Annotated in this window: 18 protein-coding genes and 3 pseudogenes; 16 read left to right on the forward strand and 5 right to left on the reverse strand. The window is 62.1% G+C overall.

The features are described from left to right. Positions 1 to 207: 207 nt before the first annotated feature. Positions 208 to 279 (reverse strand): annotated as a pseudogene (locus SOP95_RS32275) (DUF6124 family protein); the annotation flags it as partial. 421 nt (positions 280 to 700) lie between these two features. Between SOP95_RS32275 and nirB the strand changes: the two are divergent. Genes nirB through SOP95_RS26710 form a run of 3 tightly spaced genes read left to right on the forward strand, consistent with a single transcriptional unit; the run spans position 701 to position 4,102 of the window. Continuing rightward, on the forward strand, positions 701 to 3,262 hold the full coding sequence (gene nirB / locus SOP95_RS26700; protein ID WP_323608873.1) for a nitrite reductase large subunit NirB: 2,562 nt from the start codon (positions 701 to 703) through the stop codon (positions 3,260 to 3,262). Next, the gene (nirD, locus tag SOP95_RS26705; protein WP_274077806.1) at positions 3,262 to 3,636 is read left to right on the forward strand and encodes a nitrite reductase small subunit NirD; all 375 of its coding nucleotides are present in this window, start codon (positions 3,262 to 3,264) and stop codon (positions 3,634 to 3,636) included. Before nirB ends, nirD begins: the two co-directional genes overlap by 1 nt. 25 nt (positions 3,637 to 3,661) lie before the next feature. Next, complete coding sequence (locus SOP95_RS26710) at positions 3,662 to 4,102, forward strand: CBS domain-containing protein (RefSeq protein ID WP_274077807.1); 441 nt, start codon at positions 3,662 to 3,664, stop codon at positions 4,100 to 4,102. 88 nt (positions 4,103 to 4,190) lie between these two features. On the opposite strand, the gene SOP95_RS26715 is transcribed toward SOP95_RS26710, so the two are convergent. Next, complete coding sequence (locus SOP95_RS26715; RefSeq protein WP_323608874.1) at positions 4,191 to 4,622, reverse strand: nuclear transport factor 2 family protein; 432 nt, start codon at positions 4,620 to 4,622, stop codon at positions 4,191 to 4,193. Positions 4,623 to 4,793: 171 nt separating this feature from the next. Here SOP95_RS26715 and SOP95_RS26720 point away from each other — a divergent pair, with 171 nt between their 5' ends. The 8 genes and pseudogenes from SOP95_RS26720 (at position 4,794) to SOP95_RS26750 (ending at position 13,912) form a co-directional block, all read left to right on the forward strand. Continuing rightward, a complete protein-coding gene (locus SOP95_RS26720) occupies positions 4,794 to 5,468 on the forward strand; it encodes a DUF2238 domain-containing protein (protein WP_274077809.1) in 675 nt (224 codons plus the stop codon). Positions 5,469 to 5,507: 39 nt separating this feature from the next. Then, positions 5,508 to 6,320: pseudogene (locus SOP95_RS32280) on the forward strand (MCP four helix bundle domain-containing protein); the annotation flags it as partial. A gap of 132 nt (positions 6,321 to 6,452) precedes the next feature. Further along, positions 6,453 to 7,178 carry a methyl-accepting chemotaxis protein gene (locus SOP95_RS32285; protein WP_406592618.1) on the forward strand — a complete coding sequence of 242 codons (726 nt, stop codon included), beginning with the start codon at positions 6,453 to 6,455 and terminating at the stop codon, positions 7,176 to 7,178. Between the two features lie 322 nt (positions 7,179 to 7,500). Further along, positions 7,501 to 9,069: an ABC transporter substrate-binding protein gene (locus tag SOP95_RS26730; RefSeq protein ID WP_442967774.1), complete on the forward strand. Its 1,569-nt coding sequence runs from the start codon at positions 7,501 to 7,503 to the stop codon at positions 9,067 to 9,069. Between the two features lie 14 nt (positions 9,070 to 9,083). Beyond that, positions 9,084 to 10,025 (forward strand): ABC transporter permease, encoded by a 942-nt coding sequence (locus SOP95_RS26735; RefSeq protein WP_323608876.1) that lies wholly within the window; start codon positions 9,084 to 9,086, stop codon positions 10,023 to 10,025. Next, positions 10,022 to 10,897, forward strand: coding sequence for an ABC transporter permease (locus SOP95_RS26740; RefSeq protein WP_323608877.1), 876 nt, complete (start codon positions 10,022 to 10,024; stop codon positions 10,895 to 10,897). Before SOP95_RS26735 ends, SOP95_RS26740 begins: the two co-directional genes overlap by 4 nt. Positions 10,898 to 10,899: 2 nt before the next feature. Beyond that, positions 10,900 to 12,531 (forward strand): ABC transporter ATP-binding protein, encoded by a 1,632-nt coding sequence (locus SOP95_RS26745; protein ID WP_323608878.1) that lies wholly within the window; start codon positions 10,900 to 10,902, stop codon positions 12,529 to 12,531. Positions 12,532 to 12,628: 97 nt separating this feature from the next. Beyond that, entirely contained in the window at positions 12,629 to 13,912 is a 1,284-nt protein-coding gene (locus tag SOP95_RS26750; RefSeq protein ID WP_323608879.1) for an OprD family porin, read from the forward strand. 440 nt (positions 13,913 to 14,352) lie between these two features. On the opposite strand, the gene SOP95_RS26755 is transcribed toward SOP95_RS26750, so the two are convergent. After that, positions 14,353 to 15,231, reverse strand: coding sequence for a GntR family transcriptional regulator (locus tag SOP95_RS26755; RefSeq protein WP_323608880.1), 879 nt, complete (start codon positions 15,229 to 15,231; stop codon positions 14,353 to 14,355). Positions 15,232 to 15,423: 192 nt separating this feature from the next. Here SOP95_RS26755 and SOP95_RS26760 point away from each other — a divergent pair, with 192 nt between their 5' ends. Genes SOP95_RS26760 through SOP95_RS26770 form a run of 3 tightly spaced genes read left to right on the forward strand, consistent with a single transcriptional unit; the run spans position 15,424 to position 19,690 of the window. Beyond that, the gene (locus tag SOP95_RS26760; protein WP_323608881.1) at positions 15,424 to 16,923 is read left to right on the forward strand and encodes a serine hydrolase domain-containing protein; all 1,500 of its coding nucleotides are present in this window, start codon (positions 15,424 to 15,426) and stop codon (positions 16,921 to 16,923) included. A gap of 28 nt (positions 16,924 to 16,951) precedes the next feature. Further along, positions 16,952 to 18,259 carry an aminotransferase class III-fold pyridoxal phosphate-dependent enzyme gene (locus SOP95_RS26765; protein WP_323608882.1) on the forward strand — a complete coding sequence of 436 codons (1,308 nt, stop codon included), beginning with the start codon at positions 16,952 to 16,954 and terminating at the stop codon, positions 18,257 to 18,259. Positions 18,260 to 18,268: 9 nt separating this feature from the next. Beyond that, positions 18,269 to 19,690 carry an aldehyde dehydrogenase family protein gene (locus tag SOP95_RS26770; RefSeq protein ID WP_323608883.1) on the forward strand — a complete coding sequence of 474 codons (1,422 nt, stop codon included), beginning with the start codon at positions 18,269 to 18,271 and terminating at the stop codon, positions 19,688 to 19,690. Between the two features lie 135 nt (positions 19,691 to 19,825). Here the strand turns inward: SOP95_RS26770 and ilvD are convergent, their stop codons facing one another. After that, positions 19,826 to 21,508 (reverse strand): dihydroxy-acid dehydratase, encoded by a 1,683-nt coding sequence (ilvD, locus tag SOP95_RS26775; protein ID WP_323608884.1) that lies wholly within the window; start codon positions 21,506 to 21,508, stop codon positions 19,826 to 19,828. Positions 21,509 to 21,871: 363 nt separating this feature from the next. On the opposite strand from ilvD, the gene mqo reads away from it, so the two are divergent. After that, the gene (gene mqo, locus SOP95_RS26780) at positions 21,872 to 23,515 is read left to right on the forward strand and encodes a malate dehydrogenase (quinone) (protein WP_274077812.1); all 1,644 of its coding nucleotides are present in this window, start codon (positions 21,872 to 21,874) and stop codon (positions 23,513 to 23,515) included. A gap of 117 nt (positions 23,516 to 23,632) precedes the next feature. Continuing rightward, a pseudogene (locus SOP95_RS26785) lies at positions 23,633 to 23,722 on the forward strand (outer membrane lipoprotein carrier protein LolA); the annotation flags it as partial. Between the two features lie 236 nt (positions 23,723 to 23,958). On the opposite strand, the gene SOP95_RS26790 reads toward SOP95_RS26785, so the two are convergent. Further along, positions 23,959 to 24,411: a hypothetical protein gene (locus tag SOP95_RS26790; protein WP_323608886.1), complete on the reverse strand. Its 453-nt coding sequence runs from the start codon at positions 24,409 to 24,411 to the stop codon at positions 23,959 to 23,961. Positions 24,412 to 24,425: the final 14 nt, after the last annotated feature.

Raw genomic sequence — 24,425 nt, forward strand, 5'->3', positions numbered from 1 at the left:
CTGTGGAATACAGAACCCGATCCGTTGGCTAGCGACAAAGACCGTCCAACATTTGGGGGTCAGTTCAACCTGTAGGAGCTGGCTTGCCAGCGATGGCGGCCTGACAGCCAACCCGTCTCTCTCGGCCGTGCCCAATCTACTGTGGGAGCCGGCCTGCCGGCGATGGCGGCCGAAAGACCAGCGCATTATTGAAGGGCGGAACACCCATCAAGGCGGATCAATCTGATCCAGCACCCGATTCGCCGTAATCTCCGCCAGCATTACACGGTTTGAAATCCCGGCAGCGCAATCGGCCGCTGCATGCACTTTTAAAGCGCCATGCCTGACAACGTGCACCAGTGCGAAGCGGTTTGCCGAGTTTTTCTATCGCAAGCTGCAACAGCCGCCCGACCCGCTCAATCCGCCAGAAACACGCCTGACTCGCGGTCATCACGCCAGTTTTCACGACCGTGAAAGTATCAATCAGCAATCTGGCACAAACACTGCATCGCTCCCCTCAAGCCCCTCTGAAAAAGAAGGGCAGCCCTCTCGGTCAACGACGATCGACTGGCCGCACAGGTCGTGGGCAACATCGGTGGATCAGGCATGGCCGTCTGGTTTCAACACCGCAAAAGAACAGGCAAAGACGCCTGGAACCGCAAGGTTTCAGGCGTTTTTTTTTGCTTTTTTTCACCGTGATGGGCTTTGGGCAGGGTCGTATATGAATTCCAATGTAGCCAGTTTGAACAAGCTGCAAACGCTGATCGTGATCGGCAATGGCATGGTCGGACATCATTGTGTCGAGCAGTTGATCGAGCGCGGCGCGCTTGATCGCTATCGGCTGCACGTCTTCAGTGAAGAGCCGATGCGTGCCTACGACCGCGTGCATCTGTCCGAATACTTCTCCGGTCGCGATGCCGAGTCGCTGGCACTGAGCGACGCGGCGTTGTACCAGACGCCCGGCGTCACCCTGCACCTGGGGGTGCCGGTGTTGGAAATCGATCGTGCCCGGCGCCAGGTGATCACCGCGCAAGGCTGTGTGGCCTACGACAAGCTGGTCCTGGCCACCGGGTCCTACCCGTTCGTGCCGCCGATCGAAGGCGCCGAAGGCGATTCGCGGCTGGTCTATCGCACCCTGGAAGACCTCGATGCCATCCGTGCCGCGGCGGCCAATGCCCGGCGCGGTGTGGTGGTCGGCGGTGGCCTGCTCGGCCTGGAAGCCGCCAACGCCCTGAAAAGCCTGGGACTCGAAGCGCACGTGGTGGAATTCGCGCCACGGCTGATGCCGGTGCAACTGGATGACCTCGGTGGGCTGGCGCTCAAGGCGCAGATCGAGCGGTTGGGCGTCGGTGTGCACCTGTCCCGCGCCACGCAATCGATCAGCGCCGGCGAGCAGTACCGCTACCGGATGAACTTTGCCAACGACGAATTCCTCGAGACTGACCTGGTGGTGTTCTCCGCCGGGATTCGTGCCCAGGACGCGCTGGCCCGGCAATGCGCGCTGGACATCGGCCCGCGCGGTGGCGTGGTGATCGACGACACCTGTTTGACCTGCGACCCGCACATCTACGCCATCGGCGAGTGCGCATCGTGGAATGGCAGCCTGTTCGGCCTGGTCGCCCCCGGCTACCAGATGGCGCGCAGTGTCGCCGCGCGCCTGTGTGACGACGCCGCCGAGCCGTTCCAGGGCGCCGACATGTCGACCAAGCTCAAGCTGCTGGGCGTCGACGTCGGCTCCATCGGCGATGCCCACGCCAACACGCCGGGCGCCCGCAGCTATCAGTTCATCGACGAAACCAGTGCCAGCTACCGGCGCCTGGTGGTCGACGCCAGCGGTAAACAGGTGCTCGGTGCAGTGCTGATCGGCGACAACAGCTACTACGACACGCTGCTGCAATACATGCAGAACGCGATCGCATTGCCTTCCGAGCCCGCCGCGCTGATCCTGCCTTCGTCCGAAGGCGCACCGACCCTCGGCCCTGGCGCCTTGCCGGAAACCGCCACGGTCTGCTCCTGCCACAACGTGACCAAGGGCGCCATCTGCTCGGCCATCGACGGCGGTTGTACCGACCTCGGCCTGCTCAAGTCACAAACCAAGGCCTGCACCGGTTGCGGCGGTTGCGCAGGCTTGCTCAAGCAAGTCTTCGAGCATGAGCTGATCGCCCGTGGCGTCAGCGTCGACAAGAGCCTGTGCGAACACTTCGCCTACACCCGCCAGGAGCTGTATGCGCTGGTGCGGGTGGAAGGGGTGATCAGTTTTGAAGAACTGCTGGCCAAGCATGGCCGTGGCCACACCGGTTGCGACGTGTGCAAGCCGGCGGTGGGCTCGATCCTGGCGTCCTGCTGGAACCAGCCGATCATGGACCCGTCGCTGGTGCCGCTGCAGGACACCAACGACACCTTCATGGCCAACATGCAGAAGAACGGCACCTATTCAGTGGTGCCGCGCATTCCCGGTGGCGAGATCACCGCCGACAAGCTGATTGCAATCGGCGTTGTAGCGAAGAAATACGACCTCTACACCAAGATCACCGGTGGCCAGCGTATCGACCTGTTCGGCGCCCAGTTGCATCAGTTGCCGGACATCTGGAGCGAACTGATCGAAGCAGGCTTCGAAACCGGCCACGCCTACGGCAAGTCGACCCGTACGGTGAAGTCCTGCGTCGGCAGCACCTGGTGCCGCTACGGCGTGCAGGACAGCGTGCAAATGGCCCTGACCATCGAAGACCGCTACAAGGGCCTGCGCTCGCCGCACAAGCTCAAGTTCGCCGTGTCGGGCTGCACCCGTGAATGCGCCGAAGCGCAAAGCAAGGACGTCGGCGTGATCGCCACCGAGAAGGGCTGGAACCTCTACATCGCCGGCAACGGCGGCATGCGCCCGCGCCATGCCGAGCTGTTCGCCACCGACCTCGACGACGCGACCCTGATCCGCTACATCGACCGCTTCCTGATGTTCTACATCCGCACCGCCGACAAGTTGCAGCGCACCTCGGTCTGGCGCGAAAGCCTGGAAGGCGGCCTGGACTACCTCAAGGACGTGATCATCCACGACAGCCTTGGTCTGGGCGCCGAGCTCGAGTCGCAGATGCAGCTGGTGGTCAATCGCTACGAATGCGAGTGGGCCAACGCTCTCAAGGACCCGGAAAAGCTCAAGCGCTTCCGTACGTTCGTCAACGACAAACGCGCGGACCCGGACATCCACTTCGTCCAGGAACGCGGCCAGCGCCGGCCGATCATGGCGGCCGAACTCAACCTGATCCCTGTTACCGAGGAGACCGTCTGATGAACCAGTCCAATAGCCAACGCGTTGAAACCACTGCGTCTGCCACCTGGCAATCGGTGTGCAGCCAGCAGGACCTGGTCAATGACTCCGGCGTGGTGGTGTGGCTGGACGGTGCCCAGGTGGCGCTGTTCTACCTGCCGGGCATGGAGGGTAAAAACCTCTATGCCATCGACAACCACGACCCGCAATCCGGGGCCAATGTCATCGGCCGCGGCCTGGTGGGCAGCATCAAGGGCGACCTGGTCGTTGCCTCGCCTATCTACAAGCAGCATTTTCGTCTTGAGGACGGCAGTTGCCTGGAGTACCCGCAACAGCGCTTGCGGGTATGGCCGGTGCGGCTGAACGACGGGGTGGTGGAAGTCGCAGTGGCCTGAGTGCCTTTTTCAGCAGGAGACGGACATGAAGACAGCCGCACAGTTGCTCAAGCTCAAGGTCGTGGAAAACCAGCAGGTGCACAGCATCGCCCCGGACGCCATGGTGTTGGAGGCCGTGCAGAAAATGGCCGAAAAGAACGTCGGCGCGTTGCCGGTGATCGACAAGGGCCAGGTCGTCGGGGTGATCAGCGAGCGCGACTATGCGCGCAAGGTGGTCTTGCTGGGACGTTCGTCAGTCGGCACGCCGGTCAGGGCCATCATGAGTTCCCCGGTGGTCACGGCCGACAGCCAACAGAGCATCGAGCATTGCATGGCGGTCATGACGGACAGCCATTTGCGGCACCTGCCGGTGGTGGAGAATGGCGAGCTGATCGGGTTGCTGTCGATTGGTGATCTGGTCAAGGAGGCCATTGTCGAGCAGGCCGACCTGATCCGGCAGTTTGAACATTACATTCGCGGGCACTGAAACCAGCGGGTGAGTCAGCGCAACACAAAAGGGGGCGAAGGGCGGGTAGACGCCGATTCGCCCCCTTTTTTTCGGGATCAGCCAACCATCAGAACTTGAATGCCTGGCGTCCTACCAGCAGCCATTTTCCGTCTTGTTTCTGCCAGATCTGGAAATTCTCGATTTCCGTCGGGACCACCTCGGTGCCTTTGAGGGCCTGGGCCGAGAAGTGATGGCGGACCAGCGCGACATCGCCGGAGACGGTGATGGTCTGGTTCTGCATCTCCAGGGTCTTGAAGGCGCTTTTGCCGGTTTCGATATCGGCGATGAAGGCTTTCTTGTCCTGGATCTTGCCGCTGGAATGGCCGTAGGTGAGGTTCTCGGCGGTCAACGCGTTCAGTTCAGCAATGTCCTTGTGCAGCATCGCCTGGGTCAAGTGGTCGACGGCTTGCGCCACGTCCTTGTCCCCGGCAGCCGGTGTGGCGGCCACGTAGCCGCTGAACAGGCACAGAAAACCGATCAGCATTTTTGCTTTTTTCATGTTGTTTCCTTGTTGTTGTGGGGGAGCGGATCGACGAGCATCAGATTACTCATCGGTCATCGTACAACCTAGCATGGGGCGGAGGAAAAAAGCGAACTTGCACCCTGGTTTTGTCTCAAAGTCAAAAGGTGTTGCGACTTCAATGGTGCCAGGGTTCGAGGACTTCAAAACATGCAGCCCAAGGAACATCCGCGATACGAATTGACGCTGCTCATCCTGTTTCTGCTGATCGTCATCGCCTTGGGTTATGCCCCACGCAGCCGGGTGGATTGGGCGCTGGAAAACCTGCTGGCGCTGCTGCTGGTGGGGACATTGGTGGTGTTTTATCGCCGCTTTCGCCTGTCTGCGGCCTCACTCACCCTGGTGTTCGTGTTCTTGTGCATCCACGAACTGGGAGCTCATTACACCTATTCCCTGGTGCCGTACGACCGTTGGTGTTCGGAACTGACCGGCGTCAGCTTCAACAAGAGCCTTGGCCTGCACCGTAATCACTACGACCGCCTGGTGCATTTGAGTTACGGGCTGTTGATGGCCTGGCCGGTCCGCGAAGTGCTGCTGCGGCTTACCCCGTTGCGCGGGCGCTGGCTGTTTTTCGTGGCCCTGAACATCATGCTGTCGACCTCGGCCGTCTACGAACTGGTGGAATGGATCGGTGGCGCTTACCTTGGCGACGACACGGCAAAAGCCTTCGTCGGCGCGCAAAACGACCCCTGGGATTCGCAAAAGGACATGGCGCTGGCCGTCGCCGGTGCATTCGTCAGCCTGCTATTGGTTTCCCTGCTCAATACGGCAGACAAAGCCGCTTTACCTACCGCATGTCGCAAAAACCGCAATCAGTGGCAATAGCCTTCAATTCGCGCAGAGACCCGTCGATAACCTCTTGAGATGCCATTCGCGGTGGCCGTTGGCCGCCAACCCACGTGTCAGAAGAGGAACCACAGCGTGTCCATTAAACTGCGTTTACTGTTGCTGATAGGGACCGGGTTGCTCACCGCGTTGGTCATGGGCCTGGTCGGTTACCTGGGGACGGCCCGGATGGCGGAGGCGGTGCAGGACAACGAAGTGGGCATGACCGTGCTGCGCAACCACATGGAAGCCGACATGATGCACGACGCGCTGCGCGCCGACGTGTTGTCGGCGATGCTGGTCGGGCTGGGCAAGAGCACCAGCAGCCAGGCCGAGGTGCGCACGTCCATCGAAGAGCATGCGGCGCACTTTCGGCAAGTGCTCGGCGACAACCTCAAGCTGCCGGTCAACGACACCCTGAAAACCGCGCTGAACAGGATCAAGCCCAGCCTTGACACCTACATCAGTACGGCCGAGCGCATTGTCGGCATGGCCCTGGAAAATCCCGAGGCCGCACAAAAGGAACTCGGCACCTTCAACAGCGCGTTCAGCCAACTGGAAGAGCAGATGGCCGCCCTCAGCGAGCTGATTGAAAGCAACAGCCAACAGGCCAGTGCAGGCACCCGCCAGGTACTCGGCAGCGCCAACCTGACCCTCGGCGCCGTGCTCATCGCCAGCCTGTTGTTGTTGCTGGCCCAGGGCCGCTGGGTGATCCTGAGCATCATGGGGCCGTTGCGCACGGCCAGCCGCATTGCCGAGAGCATCGCCCACGGCAACTTGAGCGAACCCATTGTCGAGCCGACCCGCACCGACGAAGCCAGCCTGTTGATTCGCAGCCTGGCGACCATGCAGCGTGATCTACGCGGCATGATCGAAGTGGTGCGCAGCAACGCCCATGGCGTCAGCGGCATGAGCACACGCCTGAGCAATGGTTGTCACGAAGTGGCCGGCAGCAGCCAGCAGCAAAGCGCTGCCGCCAGCACCATGGCCGCCGCCGCCAGCGAAATGACCGCGAGCATCGAGGAAATCACCCGGCATGCCGGGCGAGCGCTGGACATGGCCAACCAGGCCGAGGCGCTGGCCAAGGATGGCGGACGGGTGATCCATCAGGTGGTCAACGACATGGACGGCATCGCCCGTTCGGCGCAGCAGTCGGCGCAGGTGATCCGCACGCTGGACAAGGAATCCGAAGGGATTTTCAGCATCATCCAGGTGATCAAGGGCATCGCCGACCAGACCAACCTGCTGGCGCTCAACGCCGCCATCGAGGCCGCACGCGCCGGGGAGCAGGGCCGTGGTTTTGCCGTGGTGGCCGACGAGGTGCGCAGCCTGGCAGGCCGCACCAGCGCCTCGACCCAGGAAATCGCCGCCATGGTCTCGCGCATCCAGCAAAGCACCCGCGAGGCGGTGATCAGCATGGAGGAGGGCGTCGCCCAGGTCGACAAAGGCATGGCCGTGACCGCCGACGTCGAGCGCGCCATCCGCGAAATCCTCGAGGCCACGCTCAACACCACGCAACTGGTCAACGACATCAGCCGCACCATCGGCGAGCAGAGCCTGGCCAGCAATGAAATCGCCCATCAGGTGGAGATGATTGCCGGGATGTCTGAGGGCAACAGCAAGGTGATCGGGCAGACGGCTTCGACCACGGATGAGTTGTCGAGCCTGGCGGGTCAGTTGTCGCAGTCGGTGGATCGGTTTCGGCTCTGAGACCTCTCGCTGTCTTTAAGGGCCTCTTCGCGAGCAAGCCCGCTCCCACAATGGAATGCATTCCAAATGTGGGAGCGGGCTTGCTCGCGAAGGGGCCGGCCCTGACTGATAAAGTTCAAGGCAATGTTTTTATATGATGAAAAAAACATTGCAATGCGATCTTCATGCTGTGAATATGTCCGTGCGAATTTAAAAAAACAAAATCGCATGCGGCGCTGATTAAGGTCAGGCCATAACAAAAACGACATAAACACAGGTTGAAACCGGCTCTGCCCCTGGCCGGACCTTTCAGCGAAGGAGAACATCTCCCGTGAATCGCTTATTGAACAGATCTCTTTGCGTCACCCTGCAAGCGCTTGGCGTGGTCGCGTTCGGGGCCGCCATTGCCCAGGCCCAGGCCGACACCACGTTGCGCGTGGGCCTCAATGCCGATATCCGCAGTACCGAGCCCGGCGTCAACCGCGACGAGAACACCGATACCGTCATGCTGCACATCGTCGAAGGCCTGGTGGCCCATCGCGAGGACGCGTCCGTCGGCCCACTGTTGGCCAGGGAGGTGCAGGTGTCCGACGACGGCCTGACCTATACCTTCAAGCTGCGCGAAGGGGTGCGCTTTCATAATGGCGCGACCTTGACCGCCGCCGACGTCAAGTGGACCTGGTCGCATTACCTCAACCCGCAGACACAGTGGCGCTGCCTGGCGGAGTTCGATGGTCGCGGCGGGGCGAAGATCACCAACATCACCACCCCGGACCCGCTCACCGTGGTGTTCCAGCTCGATCAGCCCAGCGGATTGTTCCTGGCGTCCATGGCCCGGCCCGATTGCGGCGGTGGTGGCATCCTGCATCCGGACTCGGTCGCGGCGGACGGGCGCTGGAAGGCGCCGATCAGCACCGGCCCGTTCACCCTCGCGCAGTGGAAGCCCGGCCAGTCCGTGGAGCTGGCGCGCTTCAAGGACTACAGCGCCCGTGACGATGCCGGGCCGGATGGCTTCACCGGCAAGAAGCAGGCGCTGGTCGACACCGTGCGCTTCATGATCATTCCCGATGCGGCCTCGGCCAAGGCGGCCCTGCTGTCGAACAACGTCGACCTGCTGCCGGACGTGACTGCCAGCGACGCCCAGGAACTCAAGGCGATGCCGGGGATCCAGGTGTCGGTAAGCCCGATCATGGCGATCTGCGGCCTGCTGTTCCAGACCAACGACCCGTTGCTCAAGGACGTGCGCATCCGCCAGGCCATCGCCCGTTCGCTGGATTACGGACAAATGGTCACCGCCTTGTCCAACGGCTTGTCCGAGCCCAACAACTCGGCGATCCCGCAAACCAGTCCCTTCTACGACACCACGGCGAAACAGGGTTACCAGTACGACCCGCAAGAGGCCCAGCGTCTGCTGAAGGAGGCCGGTTACCACGGCCAGCCGATCAAGATGATCGTCAACAAACGCTATCAGCAGATGTTCGACATGGGCGTGTTGAGCCAGGCCATGGCCCAGGCCACCGGCTTGAACATCGAGATGGAAACCCTGGAGTGGGGCACGCAACTGGAGCGTTACCAGAGCGGTAACTACCAGATGATGTCGTTTTCCTATTCATCGCGCCTGGACCCGGCGCTGGGCTTCGATTCGCTGATGGGCGACAAGAGCAAGGAACCGCGTAAAGTCTGGGATAACCCTCAAGCCCAGGCGTTGCTGCGTGATGCGGTGCGCCAGAGCGACACGGGCAAGCGCCAGGCGCTGTTCGATCAGTTGCATCGCATGATGATCGAGGACACGCCGATGGTGATCATCTACAACGGCACCATTATCGGTGGGCTGCGCGACAGCGTCCGTGGCTACCACTCCTGGCCGGTGGCCAAGCCGCGACTGTGGGGCGTCAGCCTCGCAGCCCAGTAACGCGGAGCCTGATCATGTTGCGTTTTATCCTGCAAAAACTCGGGATGGCGATACCGACCCTGTTGCTGATTTCGGTGATGGTGTTCGCGTTGATTCGCCTGATTCCCGGTGACCCGGCGCTGTTGATGCTCGGCGACATGGCCGACCCGCAGAGCCTGGCCGACATGCGAAGCAATCTGGGCCTGGATCACTCGCTGGCGACCCAGTTCCTGATCTGGTTCAAGGCGGTGCTGAGCGGTGACCTGGGCTTTTCCATCAGCACCAAACAGGCGGTGTTGCCGCTGACTCTGGAGCGTTTCAGCGTCAGCGCGATCATCGTGCTGGTGGCGGTTTTCCTGGCCACGCTGATTGCGGTGCCGGTCGGCCTGATCGCTGCCTGGAAACAGAACAGCGCCCTCGACCTTGGGCTGGTGACTACCGCCACCTTACTGTTGTCGATTCCCAGCTTCTGGCTCGGCCTGCTGTTGCTGCATGCCTTTGGCATCAAGCTGGGCTGGTTGCCGGTGGTGGGTTACGTGAGCTTTGCCCAGGCGCCGTGGCAAGCCATGAGCTTCCTGGTGCTGCCGGTGATCACCCTGACGCTGGTGGAATTGGGTGCGATCACGCGCATGGCCCGTGCCAGCACCATTGAAGTCTTGCGCCTGGAGTACATCGCTCATGCCCGTGCCAAGGGGCTGTCCGAACGTGCGGTGTTGTGGCGCCATGCCTTGCCCAATGCCTTCGCGCCGACATGGACCCTGGTCGGGCTGATCCTCGGCAACCTGTTGGGCGGGATTGCGGTGCTGGAAACCGTGTTCACCCTGCCAGGCATCGGCAGGCTGATGGTGGATGCGATTTTCGCCCGCGACTACCCCGTGCTGCAGGGTTGCCTGCTGCTGATCACCTTCATCTATGTGCTGGTCAACCTTTGCGTGGATCTGCTCTACCCACTGTTCGATCCAAGGGTGAAGTTATGAGTTCGAATATCCCTGTGGCCCCCTTTGTCGGTGCCGCGAGCCCACCTGCCAAGCGGCGCCGTGCGTGGCCGGCGGCCAACGCCCTGATCGGTGGCAGCCTGTTGCTGGTGCTGATTGCCCTGGCCGTGCTCGGGCTGGTCTGGACCCCGTTCGACCCGTTGCGCATCGACCTGTTGTCGCGCCTGCAAGGACCGTCTGCCATGCACTGGCTGGGCACCGATGAGTTTGGTCGCGATGTCTTCAGCCGGTTGTTGATCGGTGCCCGCACCAGCCTGTGGATCAGCCTGCTGACTGTCACGGTCGCGGTGCTTGCCGGTACGCTGATCGGCATGCTTGCCGGTTACCTGCGCGGCTGGACCGACCGCTTGCTGATGATGTTCAACGATGCGTTGCTGGCATTTCCGGGAATTCTCATGGCCCTGGGCATCATGGCGATCATCGGTGCGAGCAAATACGGGATCGTCCTCGCCCTGGGCATCGCCTACACGCCATCGGTGGTGCGTGTGGTACGGGGCACGGTGCTGTCGCTGCGCGAACTGGAGTACATCGAAGCGTCGCGGGTCATCGGCAACTCGGAGCTGTACACCATGCTGCGGCATATCGCGCCTAACTGTCTGGCGCCGCTCTGTGTGCTGGCCACCAGCATGTTCGGCTGGGCCCTGCTCTCGGAAAGTGCCCTCAGCTTCCTGGGCCTGGGCGTGCCGCCACCCGCTGCGACCTGGGGCAACATGCTCGCCAGCAGCCGGCCCTACATCGCCTCGGCCAGCTGGCTGGGGATCTTCCCGGGGCTGTTCATCTGCCTGGCGCTGTTGGCAATCAATCTGTTCGGCGATGCACTGCGCGATCGTCTCGACCCGCGGATGAGGAAATGAGCATGGCATCCAGCAATCTGTTGTTGAGCGTGGAAAACCTGAAGATCCGCGTGGGTGACGATGGCCCCCTGGCGGTCGACGACCTGAGCTTCAGTGTCGCACCGGGCGAGATCGTTGCACTGGTCGGCGAGTCCGGCAGCGGCAAGACCATGGCCGCTCGGGCCGCGATCGGGTTGCTGCCGCCTCCGATGCAAGTCTGCGGTGGCCGCCTGGAGTTCCAGGGCCGTGACCTGGTGACCCTCGATACTGCCGGGTTGCGGGCCATCCGTGGGGCGAGCATCGGCATGGTGTTCCAGGAACCGATGGTGTCGCTCAATCCGGCGTTGAAGATCGGCCAGCAGATGAGCGAAGCGTTGCAGTTGCATACCGACCTTGATGCCGGGCAGATCCGCGAGCGTTGCCTGACCATGCTGCGGCGCATCGGCATCAAGGACGCCGAGCGCTGCCTGCAAGCCTATCCGCACCAGTTCTCCGGCGGCATGCGCCAACGGATCATGCTGGCGTCGGTGATGCTGTTGCGTCCGGCGCTGCTGATCGCCGATGAGCCGACCACCGCGCTCGATTGCCTGGCCCAGCTGGACGTGATCGAGCTGATGCTGGAACTGACCCGCGAGCAGGGCACGGCGATCCTGTTCATCAGCCATGACCTGTCACTGGTGGCGCGCTATGCCCATAAAGTGGTGGTGATGCGCCATGGCAAGTCGGTGGAGCAGGGCACGATCAATGACATCCTGCTGACGCCCAAGGCCGAGTACACCCGGCAATTGCTGGAGGCGTTGCCCCGGCGCGGCGAACTGGCAGCGCTGCCGCTGAGCAAGGGCCCATTGGTGGAAGTCGATCAGGTGTGCATCGAGCATCCCGGCCCACCGTCGTTCTGGGGCAAACGCCAGTACAAGCGCGTGGTGCATTCGGCCAGCCTGGCCATTGCGCCGGGGGAAACCCTGGCGCTGGTCGGTGGCAGTGGCTCGGGCAAGACCACCCTCGGTCGTTCGCTGGTGGGCTTGATCAAACCCTGTGCCGGGGCGATCCGCTTCAAGGGCGTGGACATTCTCAAGGCCGCCAACCGCACCCATCGGCTGCAATGCCAGATGATCTTCCAGGACCCGTATTCATCGCTCAATCCGCGGATGAGAATCGGCGAGATCCTGGCTGAGCCGCTGCGTCACGAGCCCGACCTCAATGCCTTCCAGCGCAGCGAGCGGGTCGCGCAGACCTTGCGTGATGTGGGCCTGGGCGAGCAGTTCGTCGAGCGCTTTCCCCATCAACTGTCCGGTGGCCAGCGCCAGCGTGTCGCCATTGGCCGTGCCCTGGTGCGCCATCCGCAACTGGTGATCGCCGACGAGCCGATCTCCGCGCTGGACATGACCATCCAGAAGCAGATTCTCGAACTGTTCGAGCGCTTGCAGGCGCAGTACGGCTTTGCCTGCCTGTTCATCTCCCATGACCTGGCGGCCGTGGAGCGCATTGCCCACCGGGTGGCGGTGATGCACCAGGGCGAAGTGGTGGAAGTCGGCGCGCGCGACCAGGTCTTCGACTTTCCGCGGCACCCCTATACACGGCAATTGCTGGCGGCGGCCAGCCCTCTGGAAAAACTCGCTGACGGCGGCTACCGAATACGACCGGCCAACGTTTGATTTAACCCCCTGATCACACCCCGCGCGCCAGTCCCGAAACCGGCGCGAAGGGGGGAGTCATGCCCGTAAAAAACAATAAGACCAACAGGAGCCAAACATGAGCAACAACAATCTGAGCCTGATAGTGACCAGTGTCAGCCTGATGGGCGGGGGCCTCTTGAGCGCCCAGGCCCAGGCCGAGTTCATCAAGGACAGCAAGGCCGACCTGGAACTGAAGAACTACTACTTCAATCGCGATTACCGTGAAGACGCCGGACAGTCCAAACGCGAAGAATGGGCGCAGGGTTTCATCCTCAACCTGAAGTCGGGGTTCACTGAAGGCACGGTGGGTTTTGGCGTGGATGCGGTCGGCATGCTCGGCTTGAAACTCGATTCCAGCCCCGACCGCTCAGGCTCGGGTTTGCTGTCGCGGGACAACGAGGCCGAGCCGGGTCAACCGAGCTACGCCAAGCGTGCGCACGACGAATATTCCAAGCTGGGCGTGACCGGAAAAATGCGTTTCGCCAAAAGCGAGTTGCGCAGCGGCTACCTGCTGCCGGACCTGCCAACGCTGCAACCCAACACCAGCCGGCTGTTCCCGCAGACCTTCCGTGGCACCCAGGTGACGTCCGCCGACATCAAGGACCTGAGCCTGACCGGCGGCCAGATCGACCGGACCAAACAACGCGAATCCACCGATTACGAAGACATGGGGCTGACCAGTCAAAGCGGCGCCTACAAGAGCTCGGCCAAAAGTGATCAGTTCCGTTTCATCGGCGGCGATTACAAGCTCATGCCGAACCTGATCCTGACCTATCACTTCGCCCAGCTGGACGACATCTACCAGCAGCACTACGTGGGCCTGAAAAACAGCTTCGCCCTCGGCGGCGGTACGCTGAAAACCGATATCCGTTACTTCGATGCGGACAAGGCCGGTGCAGGGCTGGCGGGTCAAGTCGACAACCGTGCGCTGAGTACTCGCGTGGCCTACAGCTACAAGGGCCACAGCCTGGGTGGCGGTTATCAGGAGCAATTCGGCGACACGCCTTTCACCTATGTCGATGGCACCAACACCTATCTGTTCTCGGAGTATCAGCTGAGTAACTTCTCCCAGACCAATGAGCGGGTCTGGCATGCGCGCTACGACTTTGACTTTGCGGTGTTGGGGGTTCCGGGGCTGACGTTCTCTACTCGATGGGCCAAGGGCGATCAGGCCCAGGTGTTGGGGTTTGCTGGCGAGGGGCGGGAGTGGGAGCGGGATATCGACCTGGGGTATGTGTTTCAGTCGGGGGCGCTCAAGGGGGTTTCGTTGCGCTGGCGTAATGGGTTTAGCAAGGCCAATTACCTGCGGGACATGAACGAAAACCGGGTGATCCTTGGTTATACCGTGGCGCTTTGGTGATGAATGCTCCTGTGTGTACGCCAGTCAAATTTGGGGGCTGGCTCCGATCAAACTGTGGGAGCTGGCCTGCCGGCGATGGCGGCCTGACAGCCGACCTGTGTTTTGTTGACCGCGTACATATCCATTCCTGCGGTAACGACCACCTATGGTTTAGCCTCTTACCTGTAGGAGCGAGCTTGCTCGCGAAAAACGTCTGGAGAACGCTTTCATTCAGACAGGGCGCGTCATCGTTAACGACCTTCGCTGGCAAGCCAGCTCCTACAGGGGGACGCGTTGACTTGGGATCAGGTCGGCCCACAGGCCGCCTCGCTTTTGCTTTGGCCCCATCGAGAGGCCGAGAGGAGGTTCTGCGCAGGCGGGCCCCTGTAGGAGCGAGCTTGCTCGCGAAAAACCTGAGAGCGCTGCGGGGTTCCAGGTTCCCCGCGTCATCGTTTAAAACATCACCCCTTGTTACGCGCCACCCCCATCTTGCTAGCCACCTCCAGGTGCCGATGCAACAGGGTCGAAGCCCATTCGTTATCCCCCTGTTCCAGCGCATCAAGAATTGCCAGGTGCTCCCGGCAGGACACCTTGACCCGCTCGACGTTACTCGCCGAATGAAACTCGGTCAGGCGCCGCAAACGGTTCTGCTGCTGGATCGACTGCAGGATGTAGGTATTGCCGGACGCCGCCGCCAGCAGTTCGTGAAACTCGGCGTTGCTTTCGAAAAACCGCTGGCCGTCGACCTGGCCTTCGAGCAGTTCGAGCTGGCGCTGGCGGCAGCGCCGGAATTGTTCGGGGTTGATCTTGAAGGTGGGTTCGAGCAGGCCGGCCGGCTCGACCAGCATGCGAAAGCGATAGCTCTCGAAGCGTGTCTGCGGGCTGCTCAGGGTGGGCAGGAACATCCAGCCGTGACCGTGCTTGCGCTGCATCACGCCCTCATCGGAAAGCCGCAACAGGCAACGGCGCAGCACGCTTTTGCCGGCGCCGTAACGGCGCAACAGGTCGCTCTCGGAGATCTGGTCGGGCAACACCTGGTTCAGCCGGTCGTCGATCAGCCGGGTGTAAAGCTCGTCTTCCTCGTTGTGCAGCTCATCGAATTGTTGCGGCAACACCGCAGAGCTTTGCAGCGGTACGCAAAAGCCCTGTTGCGGCAGCGGCTCGATCAGTTGTTGTTCGGCCAGGTACGACAGGGCACTGCGGATCGGCGAGCGCGACACGCCCAGGCGCTGGCTCAGTTCCACTTCCTTGAGGTGGGTACCGGGTTGCAGGTCGCCGGACTGAATGGCGGAAAGGATCTGGCCGGCGACTTTGGTCTGCAGCGAGGTGAGTTGAGCCATGGCGCGTTGTGGTTCCTGTGACAGGGGAGGGAAGGATACCCGAAAAGACCGGAAAGCTTCGATGCGCCCGGAAGCTGAATTATAGGCCGCTCAAATACATTTATGCAGCACCTGATAAAACCAGGTGTGTATTATTCGGAATATAAAAACATTGCCAGTAAAGATAATGGCAATTTGTGAGGATCCACCGTTATGACCTATGTACCTCTGCCCAGAGCCTTGCCCCATGAGTGCGGCGTCGACCCTCGCGGTATCGTCGATTTCCTGGCGGCCGTCAGCAGTGCCGGACTCGAGCTGCACAGCTTCATGCTCTATCGCCAGGGCGCGGTGGTGGCAGAAGCGTTCTGGCGACCGTACTCGGCGCACCGCATGCACGTGCAGCATTCGGCGACCAAAAGCTGGACCGCCACCGCCGTGGGTTTGTTGATCGATGACGGTCGCCTGAGCCTCGATGACAAGGTGGTCAGCTTTTTCCCCCAGCTGTGTCCGCAAGACATAAGCGCGAACCTGGCGGCCATGACCGTGGAAGACTTGCTGACCATGCGCACCGGCCATCAACGGGGCATTTCCGGCGGCGACTGGCGCAACCTGAAAACCAGCTGGGTCGAAGCCTTCCTGCATGAGCCGGTCGTTGTACCGCCGGGAAAAGACTTCATCTACAGTAGCGCCTCGAGCTTCATGTTGTCGGCGATCGTCACCCAGGTCACAGGGCTTACCCTGCACGCCTTGCTGCAGCAGCGGGTCCTGGATTTTCTCGGCATGGACAAGCTGGAATGGGACCTGGCCCCTGGCGGTTTCAACTCCGGCGGCAACGGCTTGAGCTGCACCACGGAAGACTCGTTGAAGTTCGGCGTGCTGCACCTCAACCGCGGCCAATGGCAGGGGCGCCAGTTGCTGTCGGCGCAGTGGATCGCCGAGGCCACCCGCAATCAGGTCGACGATGTGTGGATGGGCGAGTTCGACGGCAAGCAGTACCTGCCGCGCAACAAGGACAACAACGCCGAGGCGCAACGTGAGGGCTACGGCTATCAGTGGTGGATGACCCGGCATGGCGGCTACTACGCGTCCGGCGTGTTCGGCCAGTACTGCATGGTACTGCCGGACCAGGACACGGTCATCGCCTTCACCTGCGGGCTGCAACTGGGCGAGCGCCGCTTGAAAGCCGCGATCTGGGAGCACCTGTTCCCGGCGCTGGGGCGCGAAGCGGTCGATCCGCACACCAGCCAGGGGCAACTCGATGCCTTGATCGATGACCTGCGCCTGCCGACGCTGCAAGGCTCGAGCACCTCACCCAACGCTGCTGCCCTGCAGGGACGTTTCGCCGTCGAGCCCAACGAAGACGGCGTACTGGAGCTGGGTTTCGACTTTCACGATGACTACTGCGACTTCAGCCTGGTCGATCACCGTGGGCGGCACAGCCTGCGGGTCGGCCTGCAGCAGCCGGTCGAATCCCGGACCAGCATCACCGGCAACTATCTGCATCACCAGTACCAACCGGAACAGACGCCCGTCATCGCCCAGGGCCGGTGGAGCGCAGAAGGGGCGTTGCAGATGGACTGGCGTTTTGTCGAAACCACCTTCGGCGACCACGTCAGCTGCCGCCTGCAAGAGGGCCGCTTGCTGTTCGATCGCGGCGTCAACACCAATGCCGGGTCGATGCAACGCCCGACGCTGATCGGCACCCGGATCTGACCCTGATTAAATGGATGGAGCACCTTTGATGAAGCAGATTTCCACGTCGGCGCTGTGGGCGCCCTTTACCCCGATGCGCCAGTTCAATCGCCAGCCGATGCTGTTCGAAAGCGCCGAGGGCATGCACTACACCACCACCCAGGGCCAGCGGGTGCTCGACGCCATGGCCGGGCTCTGGTGCGTCAACGCCGGTCACGGCCAGGCACGGATCGTCGAAGCCATCCGCGAAGCGGCAGGGCGCCTGGACTTCGTCTCCTCGTTCAAGATGAGCCATCCGGCAGCGCTAACCATCGCCGACGCGTTGGCGGCGATTGCGCCGGCGGGGCTGGACAAGGTGTTCTTCACCAACTCCGGTTCCGAGGCTGTGGACACCGCGTTGAAGATCGCCCGGGCCTATCACCAGGCCCGCGGCGACAGTCGCCGGACCAAGCTGATAGGTCGCGCCAAGGGTTATCACGGCATGGGGTTCGGCGGCTTGTCGGTGTCCGGTATCGGCCGGCAGAAGCGGGACTTCGGGCCGCTGCTCGGCGACGTTGCGCACCTGCCGCTGCCCTATGACGCCAGCCTGCGCTTCAGCGAAGGCCAGCCGCAGCAGGGCGCGCACTATGCCGAGGCGCTGCTGCAGCTGCTGGAAATCCACGACCCGGCGACGGTGGCCGCGGTGATTGTCGAACCGGTGACGGGTTCTGGTGGCGTCTATGCACCGCCCGTGGGTTACCTGCAGAGGCTGCGCGAGATCTGTGACCAGCATGGCGTGTTGCTGATTTTCGATGAAGTGATTACCGGCTTCGGACGCCTGGGGCACTCGTTCGCGGCCCAGGCGTTTGGCGTCACGCCAGACCTGATGACCCTGGCCAAGGGCTTGACCAATGGCGCCGTGCCCATGGGCGCGGTGATGGTCAGTGGCGCGGTGTACGACGCCTTCATGGCGGGCCCCGAGCAAGCCATCGAATTGATGCACGGCTACACCTATTCCGCTCATCCGTTGGCCTGTGCGGCAGGCCTGGCGACCCTCGCGGTGCATGAGGAGCTGGGGATCAACGCCCACGTCCAGCAGGTGGCGCCGCTATGGCAGCGCGCCGCGCTCGCGCTTCGTGAGCAGCAATGGGTGCAGGACGTGCGGGCCATCGGCCTGTTGTGTGCGGTCGAACTCAAATCCCGCGATCGTGCGCCGGGTGCTCGCGCCGGTGAAGTCGCCCAGCGGTGTTTCGAGGCCGGCCTGCTCGTGAGGGCTTCAGGGGAGAACATCGTGCTGTCGCCGCCACTGATCATCAGCGAAGCACAGATCACGCTGATCTTCGACACCTTGCAGCGCGTGCTCGATCAAGTCGCCTGAGGAGGCCCGATGAACCCTTTGGATTTCTACATCGACGGCGCTTGGGTCCGTCCTTTGGGCGGGGAAACCCTGGAGGTGATCGACCCGTCCACCGAACGCGCCATCGCTGCGATCAGCCTCGGTACCCGCGCCGATCTCGACCTCGGCGTCGCCGCGGCCCGGCATGCCTTCACGCTCTATTCGCAATGGTCCCGCGAGCAGCGCCTGGACCTGCTGGCCGCGATCATCGAGGGCTATCGCCAGCACAGCGAAGCGCTGGCGGAGTTGGTGCACCGGGAGATGGGCGCGCCGCTGTCACTGGCCCACAGCGCCCATGTGCCGGCGGGCCTCGGGCATCTGCAACGGGCCTTCGAGGTGCTGCGCGATTATGAGTTCGACCGAGCGCACGGCAGCACCCTGATCAGCCGCGAGGCGATTGGCGTCTGCGGGTTGATCACGCCCTGGAACTGGCCGCTCAATCAACTGACCTGCAAGATCGCGCCGGCGTTGGCGGCCGGTTGCACCCTGGTGCTCAAGCCCAGCGAGAAGGCGCCGCTGTCGGCAATGCTGCTCGCCGACATTCTTCACCAGGCCGGCGTGCCCAAGGGGGTGTTCAACCTGATCAATGGCGATGGCCCGACTCTCGGCGATGGCATCGCCCGCCACCCCGACATCGATATGGTTTCGTTCACCGGCTCGACCGGTGCGGGGATTGCGGTGGCCAAGGCGGCGGCAGATACCGTGAAACGGGTGTCCCAGGAATTGGGTGGCAAATCGGCCAACCTGATCCTCGCCGATGCTGATTTCGACGCCGCCGTGCGCCATGGTGTCAGCAGCTGTTTGCGCAACAGCGGCCAGTCGTGCAACGCGCCGACTCGTTTGTTGGTGCCACGGGCACAGCTAGCCTGGGCGATAGACATCGCCCGGTCTGTCGCGGCGCACAGCTGTTTCGACGACAGCCAGGCGTCCAGCGCCATGGGGCCGCTGGCGAATGGGGCACAGTTCGAGCGGGTCCAGGCGCTGATCGGCGCTGCCATAGAGCAAGGGGCACGGCTGGTCTGTGGCGGCGTCGGGCGTCCCGAGGGCGTGACACAGGGTTATTTCGTCAAGCCGACGGTGTTCGCCGATGTCCATCCGCACATGCCGATCGCCCGCGAGGAGGTGTTCGGGCCGGTGCTGGTGATCATTGCCTATGACACGGAGGAGGAGGCCATCGCGATCGCCAATGACAGCCCTTACGGCCTGTCGGGCTACGTCACGGCGGGCACCCTGGAGCGGGCCCGGGCAGTGGCACGGCGCTTGCGCACCGGCATGGTCCACCTCAATGGCAGCAAGGCCGACAACGGCGCGCCTTTTGGCGGCTACAAGCAGTCGGGCAATGGCCGCGAGTGGGGCGTGCACGGGCTGGAGGACTACCTTGAAGTGAAGTCGATGTTTGGCTATCAGCCGTGATTTTCTGCAGATAGTTATCGGTGAATGTGAGGGCCTCTTCGCGAGCAAGCCCGCTCCCACATTTTGAACTGCATTCCAAATGTGGGAGCGGGCTTGCTCGCGAAGGCGGCGGTTCAGACAACATAAACCTACGGGCTAAAGATACTTGTCAGTCACCGCCCCCTCCGAAGCACTGCACACCGTCTTCGCATACTTGGCCAACACCCCACGCTTGTACTTGGACTCAGGCCTCACCCAACGGCTCTTGCGCTCAGCCAGGTCTGCGTCGGACACATCAACGGTAATCTGCCGGGTTTCAGCATCAATGGTGATTCGGTCACCATCTTCGACCAACGCTATCGGCCCGCCCTCAAACGCCTCGGGCGTGATATGCCCCACCACGAAACCATGGGAGCCGCCGGAAAAGCGCCCATCGGTGATCAGCGCCACTTCCTTGCCCAGGCCTTTGCCCATCACCGCCGAGGTTGGCGAGAGCATTTCGCGCATGCCCGGCCCGCCCTTGGGCCCTTCGTAGCGAATCACGATCACATCGCCCACCTGCACTTCGCCGTTGAGGATGCCGGCCAGTGCGCCTTCCTCGCCGTGGTACACCCTGGCCGTGCCTTCGAAGCGCAGGCCCTCCTTGCCGGTGATCTTGGCCACGGCGCCGGTGGGCGAGAGGTTGCCGCGCAGGATCACCAGGTGCGAGTCCTTCTTGATCGGTTGATCGAAGGGCAGGATCACGTCCTGGCCGACGGGGTAGTCGGGCACATTTTCGAGGTTTTCGGCGAGGGTCTTGCCGGTCACGGTCAGCACGTCACCGTGCAGCATGCCGGCCGCCAGCATGCGCTTCATCAAGGGCTGGATGCCGCCGATGGCCACCAGCTCGCTCATCATGTATTTGCCGCTGGGGCGCAGGTCCGCCACCACCGGAGAGATCTTGCCCAGCTCGACGAAGTCGTCGAGGGTCAACTCGACGTCCACGGCATTGGCCATGGCCAGCAGGTGCAGCACGGCGTTGGTCGAGCCGGCGAGGGCGATCACCACGCGGATCGCGTTTTCGAAGGCCTTGCGGGTCATGATGTCCCGGGGCTTGAGGTCGAGCTTGAGCAGTTCCATGACTTGCTGGCCGGCGCGGTAACTGTCCGACGCCTTGTCGCTGCCCACCGCGTCCTGGGAACTGGAACCGGGCAGGCTCATGCCCAGCGCTTCGATGGCCGAGGCCATGGTGTTGGCGGTGTACATGCCGCCACAGGAACCGGGGCCGGGGATCGCCACTTCCTCGATCTGCTTGACCTGGATCTCGCTGATGTCACCGCGGGCGTGCTGGCCCACGGCTTCGAACACGGAAATGATGTCGGTGTGGCCGGCGCCGGGGCGAATGGTGCCGCCATAGACGAAAATCGACGGGCGATTGAGCCGCGCCATGCCGATCAGGCAGCCCGGCATGTTCTTGTCGCAACCGCCCACGGTCACCAGCCCGTCAAAGCCTTCGCAACCGACCACCACTTCGATGGAATCGGCAATCACCTCACGGGACACCAGTGAATATTTCATGCCTTCGGTGCCGTTGGCGATGCCGTCGGAAATGGTGATGGTGTTGAAGATCACGCCTTTGGCGCCGGCGGCATTCGCACCTTTTTCCGCTTCGATCGCGAGTTTGTCGATGTGCATGTTGCAGGGCGTGACCATGGCCCAGGTGGAGGCGATGCCGATTTGCGGTTTCTTGAAGTCTTCGTCGGTAAAGCCCACGGCACGCAGCATGGCGCGGGCGGGCGCGGCCTCGACACCGTCGATGACCTGGGAGGAATATTTGCGCAGATCGTCTTTATCGCTCATGGCTCTTTCCCCACATGTTCAACTGGTGACCACTGAGTATAGACACCCATCCACGGCAACCAACCCGCGCGGGCTGGCCTTGTCGTGATATTCTTGGCAACAACTTGGTTTGATCCATTCAGTTTTCCTGTCCTTGAGACGGGCGAGCAGAATCACTGTCGCTCAAGTAGCTGAAGCCAAAAAAGATAAGAAGTCAGTTCAGTAGGGACATATAACTGGGGTCGATGCATTCAATCGGCCTTGCGTGCCCACCCTCCAGACATCATGTGCGAGAACCCGCGGCAGACTTGCCTGAATGCCGTGAACAAGCGGCTCGCGATTGCAGATGGAGGGGCGGATGGCGTTTTATCATAGGTGCTACAGATGTTTAAGAAAGTGAACACGGCCCTGCTGGGGCTGGCCTTGTCGTTGGGGATGACGACAGCCCAGGCCGAAGAAGCCAGGAAAGTCGACGTGCTGCTGATTGGCGGCGGCATCATGAGTGCGACCCTGGGTGTGTGGCTCAACGAGCTGGAACCCGGCACTTCGATGGAAATGATCGAGCGCCTCGACGGCGTCGCCCTGGAAAGCTCCAACGGCTGGAACAACGCCGGTACCGGTCACTCGGCCCTGGCCGAGCTGAACTACACCCCGGAAGACGACAAGGGCAACGTGTCGATCCCGAAGGCCGTTGAAATCAACGAGGCGTTCCAGATCTCCCGGCAGTTCTGGGCCTGGCAGGTTCAGCAAGGCGTGCTGAAGAACCCGCGTTCGTTCATCAACTCCACACCGCACATGAGCTTCGTGTGGGGCGATGACAACATCAAGTTCCTGAAAAAGCGCTACGAAGCCCTGCAGGCGAGCCCGCTGTTCGCCGGCATGCAGTACTCCGAAGACCCGGCCGTGATCAAGAAGTGGGTCCCGCTGATGATGGAAGGGCGTGACCCGAACCAGAAAGTCGCGGCCACCTGGAGCCCGATCGGCACCGACGTGAACTTCGGCGAGATCACCCGCCAGTTCGTTGCGCACCTGCAAACCACGCCGAAATTCGACTTGAAGCTGTCCAGCGAAGTGCAGGACATCACCAGGAACGCCGACGGCAGCTGGCGCGTCAGCTACAAGAACCTGAAGGACGGCAGCAAGTCCGAAACCGACGCCAAGTTCGTGTTCATCGGCGCCGGCGGCGGTGCCCTGCACCTGCTGCAGAAGTCGGGCATTCCTGAAGCCAAGGAATACGCAGGCTTCCCGGTAGGCGGCTCGTTCCTGGTGACCGAGAACCCGGCCATCGCCGAGCAACACCTGGCCAAGGCCTACGGTAAAGCGTCGGTTGGCGCACCACCGATGTCGGTTCCGCACCTGGACACCCGCGTGCTGGATGGCAAGCGCGTGATCCTGTTTGGCCCATTCGCGACCTTCAGCACCAAGTTCCTGAAAGAAGGTTCGTACCTGGACCTGCTGACCACCACCACCACGCACAACGTGTGGCCGATGACCAAGGTTGGCATCAAGGAATACCCGCTGGTGGAGTACCTTGCCGGTCAGCTGATGCTGTCGGATGAAGACCGCCTCGACGCCCTGAAGGAGTACTTCCCGAACGCCAAGGCCGAAGACTGGCGCCTGTGGCAAGCCGGCCAGCGCGTGCAGATCATCAAGCGTGACGAAGCCGCCGGTGGCGTGCTGAAACTGGGCACCGAGATCGTTGCTTCGCAAGACGGCAGCATCGCCGGCTTGCTGGGCGCATCCCCAGGCGCTTCGACTGCCGCACCGATCATGCTGACCGTGCTGCAGAAAGTCTTCAAGGACAAGGTCGCGACCCCGGCCTGGCAGGAAAAACTGCACCAGATCGTACCGAGCTATGGCACCCAGCTCAACGCCAACCCGCAAAAGGTTGCCGAGGAATGGGCCTACACCGCCAAGGTGCTGGAACTGACTCCGCCACCGGCGATTGGCCAGGCCGTTGCTCCGGCTGTCGAGGCTGAGAAGGCCAAGGCACCGAAAGAGAATGCTGCGGCAGACATGGCGCTGTAACTGAGCGCCTGATCAGCAAGCCCACTGCGCCAGGGATGGCCGGTGGGCTTTTTTGTGCCTACTGTCCCCGGTTCTCCCGGTTCTCCCGGTTCTCCCGGTTCTCCTGTAGGAGCGAGCTTGCTCGCGAAGGTCGTCAACGATAACGCTCTAAACCTGACACACCGCAGCGTGCTCAGGTTTTTCGCGAGCAAGCTCGCTCCTACAGTTCATCAGTTCATCAGTTCCATCTGATCCGTATTTTCCAGCGCTTTCTGCCCCTGTTATGCATTCAGCCCAACCCCCACAATAACGGCAAGTTTCGCCGCCTTGGCCGCGGTGCACCGTATTTTCGAAATGTTGGAGGCTTTATGGGCAAGATGGCGTTTTTCCTCGGTGGTTTCCTGGTGTTGACCATTCTGATCGGCATCCTGGCGACGATTTCGCCGGTGTGAACTCCGTGGCGGCTACTTCACCGGGTCTTGATGCTTGATATCCCCACAGAAAATATCGACATTGCCATCCGTCGCTGCGGTTCGCACGACGACGTGATAGTCACCGGACAGCAAGACCGGCAAGGCCACGGGCACGCTTCTTGAGAACGTCCAGCCGCGAATCGGTTGGCGCTCGGTGTTGACCCTGTCATTCATGGCGTAGGCGACGGGCCCGGGTTGCTCGCAGCTGCCTTTATTGATGAAGCTGTAGAGGCGCAGGGGCAGGGCGGCGCCGCTTGGCACTCCGCTGATGAAGAAACTGAGTCCGGTTTGCTGGTCCCAGGCGGACAATGCGACATTGCCGATCTGGCCGGTGTTCTGCCGGGTGGCGACCAGGGTGACCGACACGCTCTGGTTTGGTGAACTTGTGCAGCCGAACAGGCTGGCGCAGACCATCAGCGCCGCCAGGGAATGTCTGAGTTTCATTGCAAAACTCCTTT

This window comes from Pseudomonas sp. YuFO8 (assembly GCF_035065025.1).
Classification (GTDB): Bacteria; Pseudomonadota; Gammaproteobacteria; order Pseudomonadales; family Pseudomonadaceae; genus Aquipseudomonas; species Aquipseudomonas putida_AE.

Bases quoted from the DNA above. Each gene is read 5' to 3' on its own strand.
- nirB (WP_323608873.1), top strand. From the start codon at position 701: ATGAATTCCAATGTAGCCAGTTTGAACAAGCTGCAAACGCTGATCGTG.
- nirD (WP_274077806.1), top strand. From the start codon at position 3,262: ATGAACCAGTCCAATAGCCAACGCGTTGAAACCACTGCGTCTGCCACC.
- SOP95_RS26710 (WP_274077807.1), top strand. From the start codon at position 3,662: ATGAAGACAGCCGCACAGTTGCTCAAGCTCAAGGTCGTGGAAAACCAG.
- SOP95_RS26715 (WP_323608874.1), bottom strand. From the start codon at position 4,622: ATGAAAAAAGCAAAAATGCTGATCGGTTTTCTGTGCCTGTTCAGCGGC.
- SOP95_RS26720 (WP_274077809.1), top strand. From the start codon at position 4,794: ATGCAGCCCAAGGAACATCCGCGATACGAATTGACGCTGCTCATCCTG.
- SOP95_RS32285 (WP_406592618.1), top strand. From the start codon at position 6,453: ATGGCCGCCGCCGCCAGCGAAATGACCGCGAGCATCGAGGAAATCACC.
- SOP95_RS26735 (WP_323608876.1), top strand. From the start codon at position 9,084: ATGTTGCGTTTTATCCTGCAAAAACTCGGGATGGCGATACCGACCCTG.
- SOP95_RS26740 (WP_323608877.1), top strand. From the start codon at position 10,022: ATGAGTTCGAATATCCCTGTGGCCCCCTTTGTCGGTGCCGCGAGCCCA.
- SOP95_RS26745 (WP_323608878.1), top strand. From the start codon at position 10,900: ATGGCATCCAGCAATCTGTTGTTGAGCGTGGAAAACCTGAAGATCCGC.
- SOP95_RS26750 (WP_323608879.1), top strand. From the start codon at position 12,629: ATGAGCAACAACAATCTGAGCCTGATAGTGACCAGTGTCAGCCTGATG.
- SOP95_RS26755 (WP_323608880.1), bottom strand. From the start codon at position 15,231: ATGGCTCAACTCACCTCGCTGCAGACCAAAGTCGCCGGCCAGATCCTT.
- SOP95_RS26760 (WP_323608881.1), top strand. From the start codon at position 15,424: ATGACCTATGTACCTCTGCCCAGAGCCTTGCCCCATGAGTGCGGCGTC.
- SOP95_RS26765 (WP_323608882.1), top strand. From the start codon at position 16,952: ATGAAGCAGATTTCCACGTCGGCGCTGTGGGCGCCCTTTACCCCGATG.
- SOP95_RS26770 (WP_323608883.1), top strand. From the start codon at position 18,269: ATGAACCCTTTGGATTTCTACATCGACGGCGCTTGGGTCCGTCCTTTG.
- ilvD (WP_323608884.1), bottom strand. From the start codon at position 21,508: ATGAGCGATAAAGACGATCTGCGCAAATATTCCTCCCAGGTCATCGAC.
- mqo (WP_274077812.1), top strand. From the start codon at position 21,872: ATGTTTAAGAAAGTGAACACGGCCCTGCTGGGGCTGGCCTTGTCGTTG.
- SOP95_RS26790 (WP_323608886.1), bottom strand. From the start codon at position 24,411: ATGAAACTCAGACATTCCCTGGCGGCGCTGATGGTCTGCGCCAGCCTG.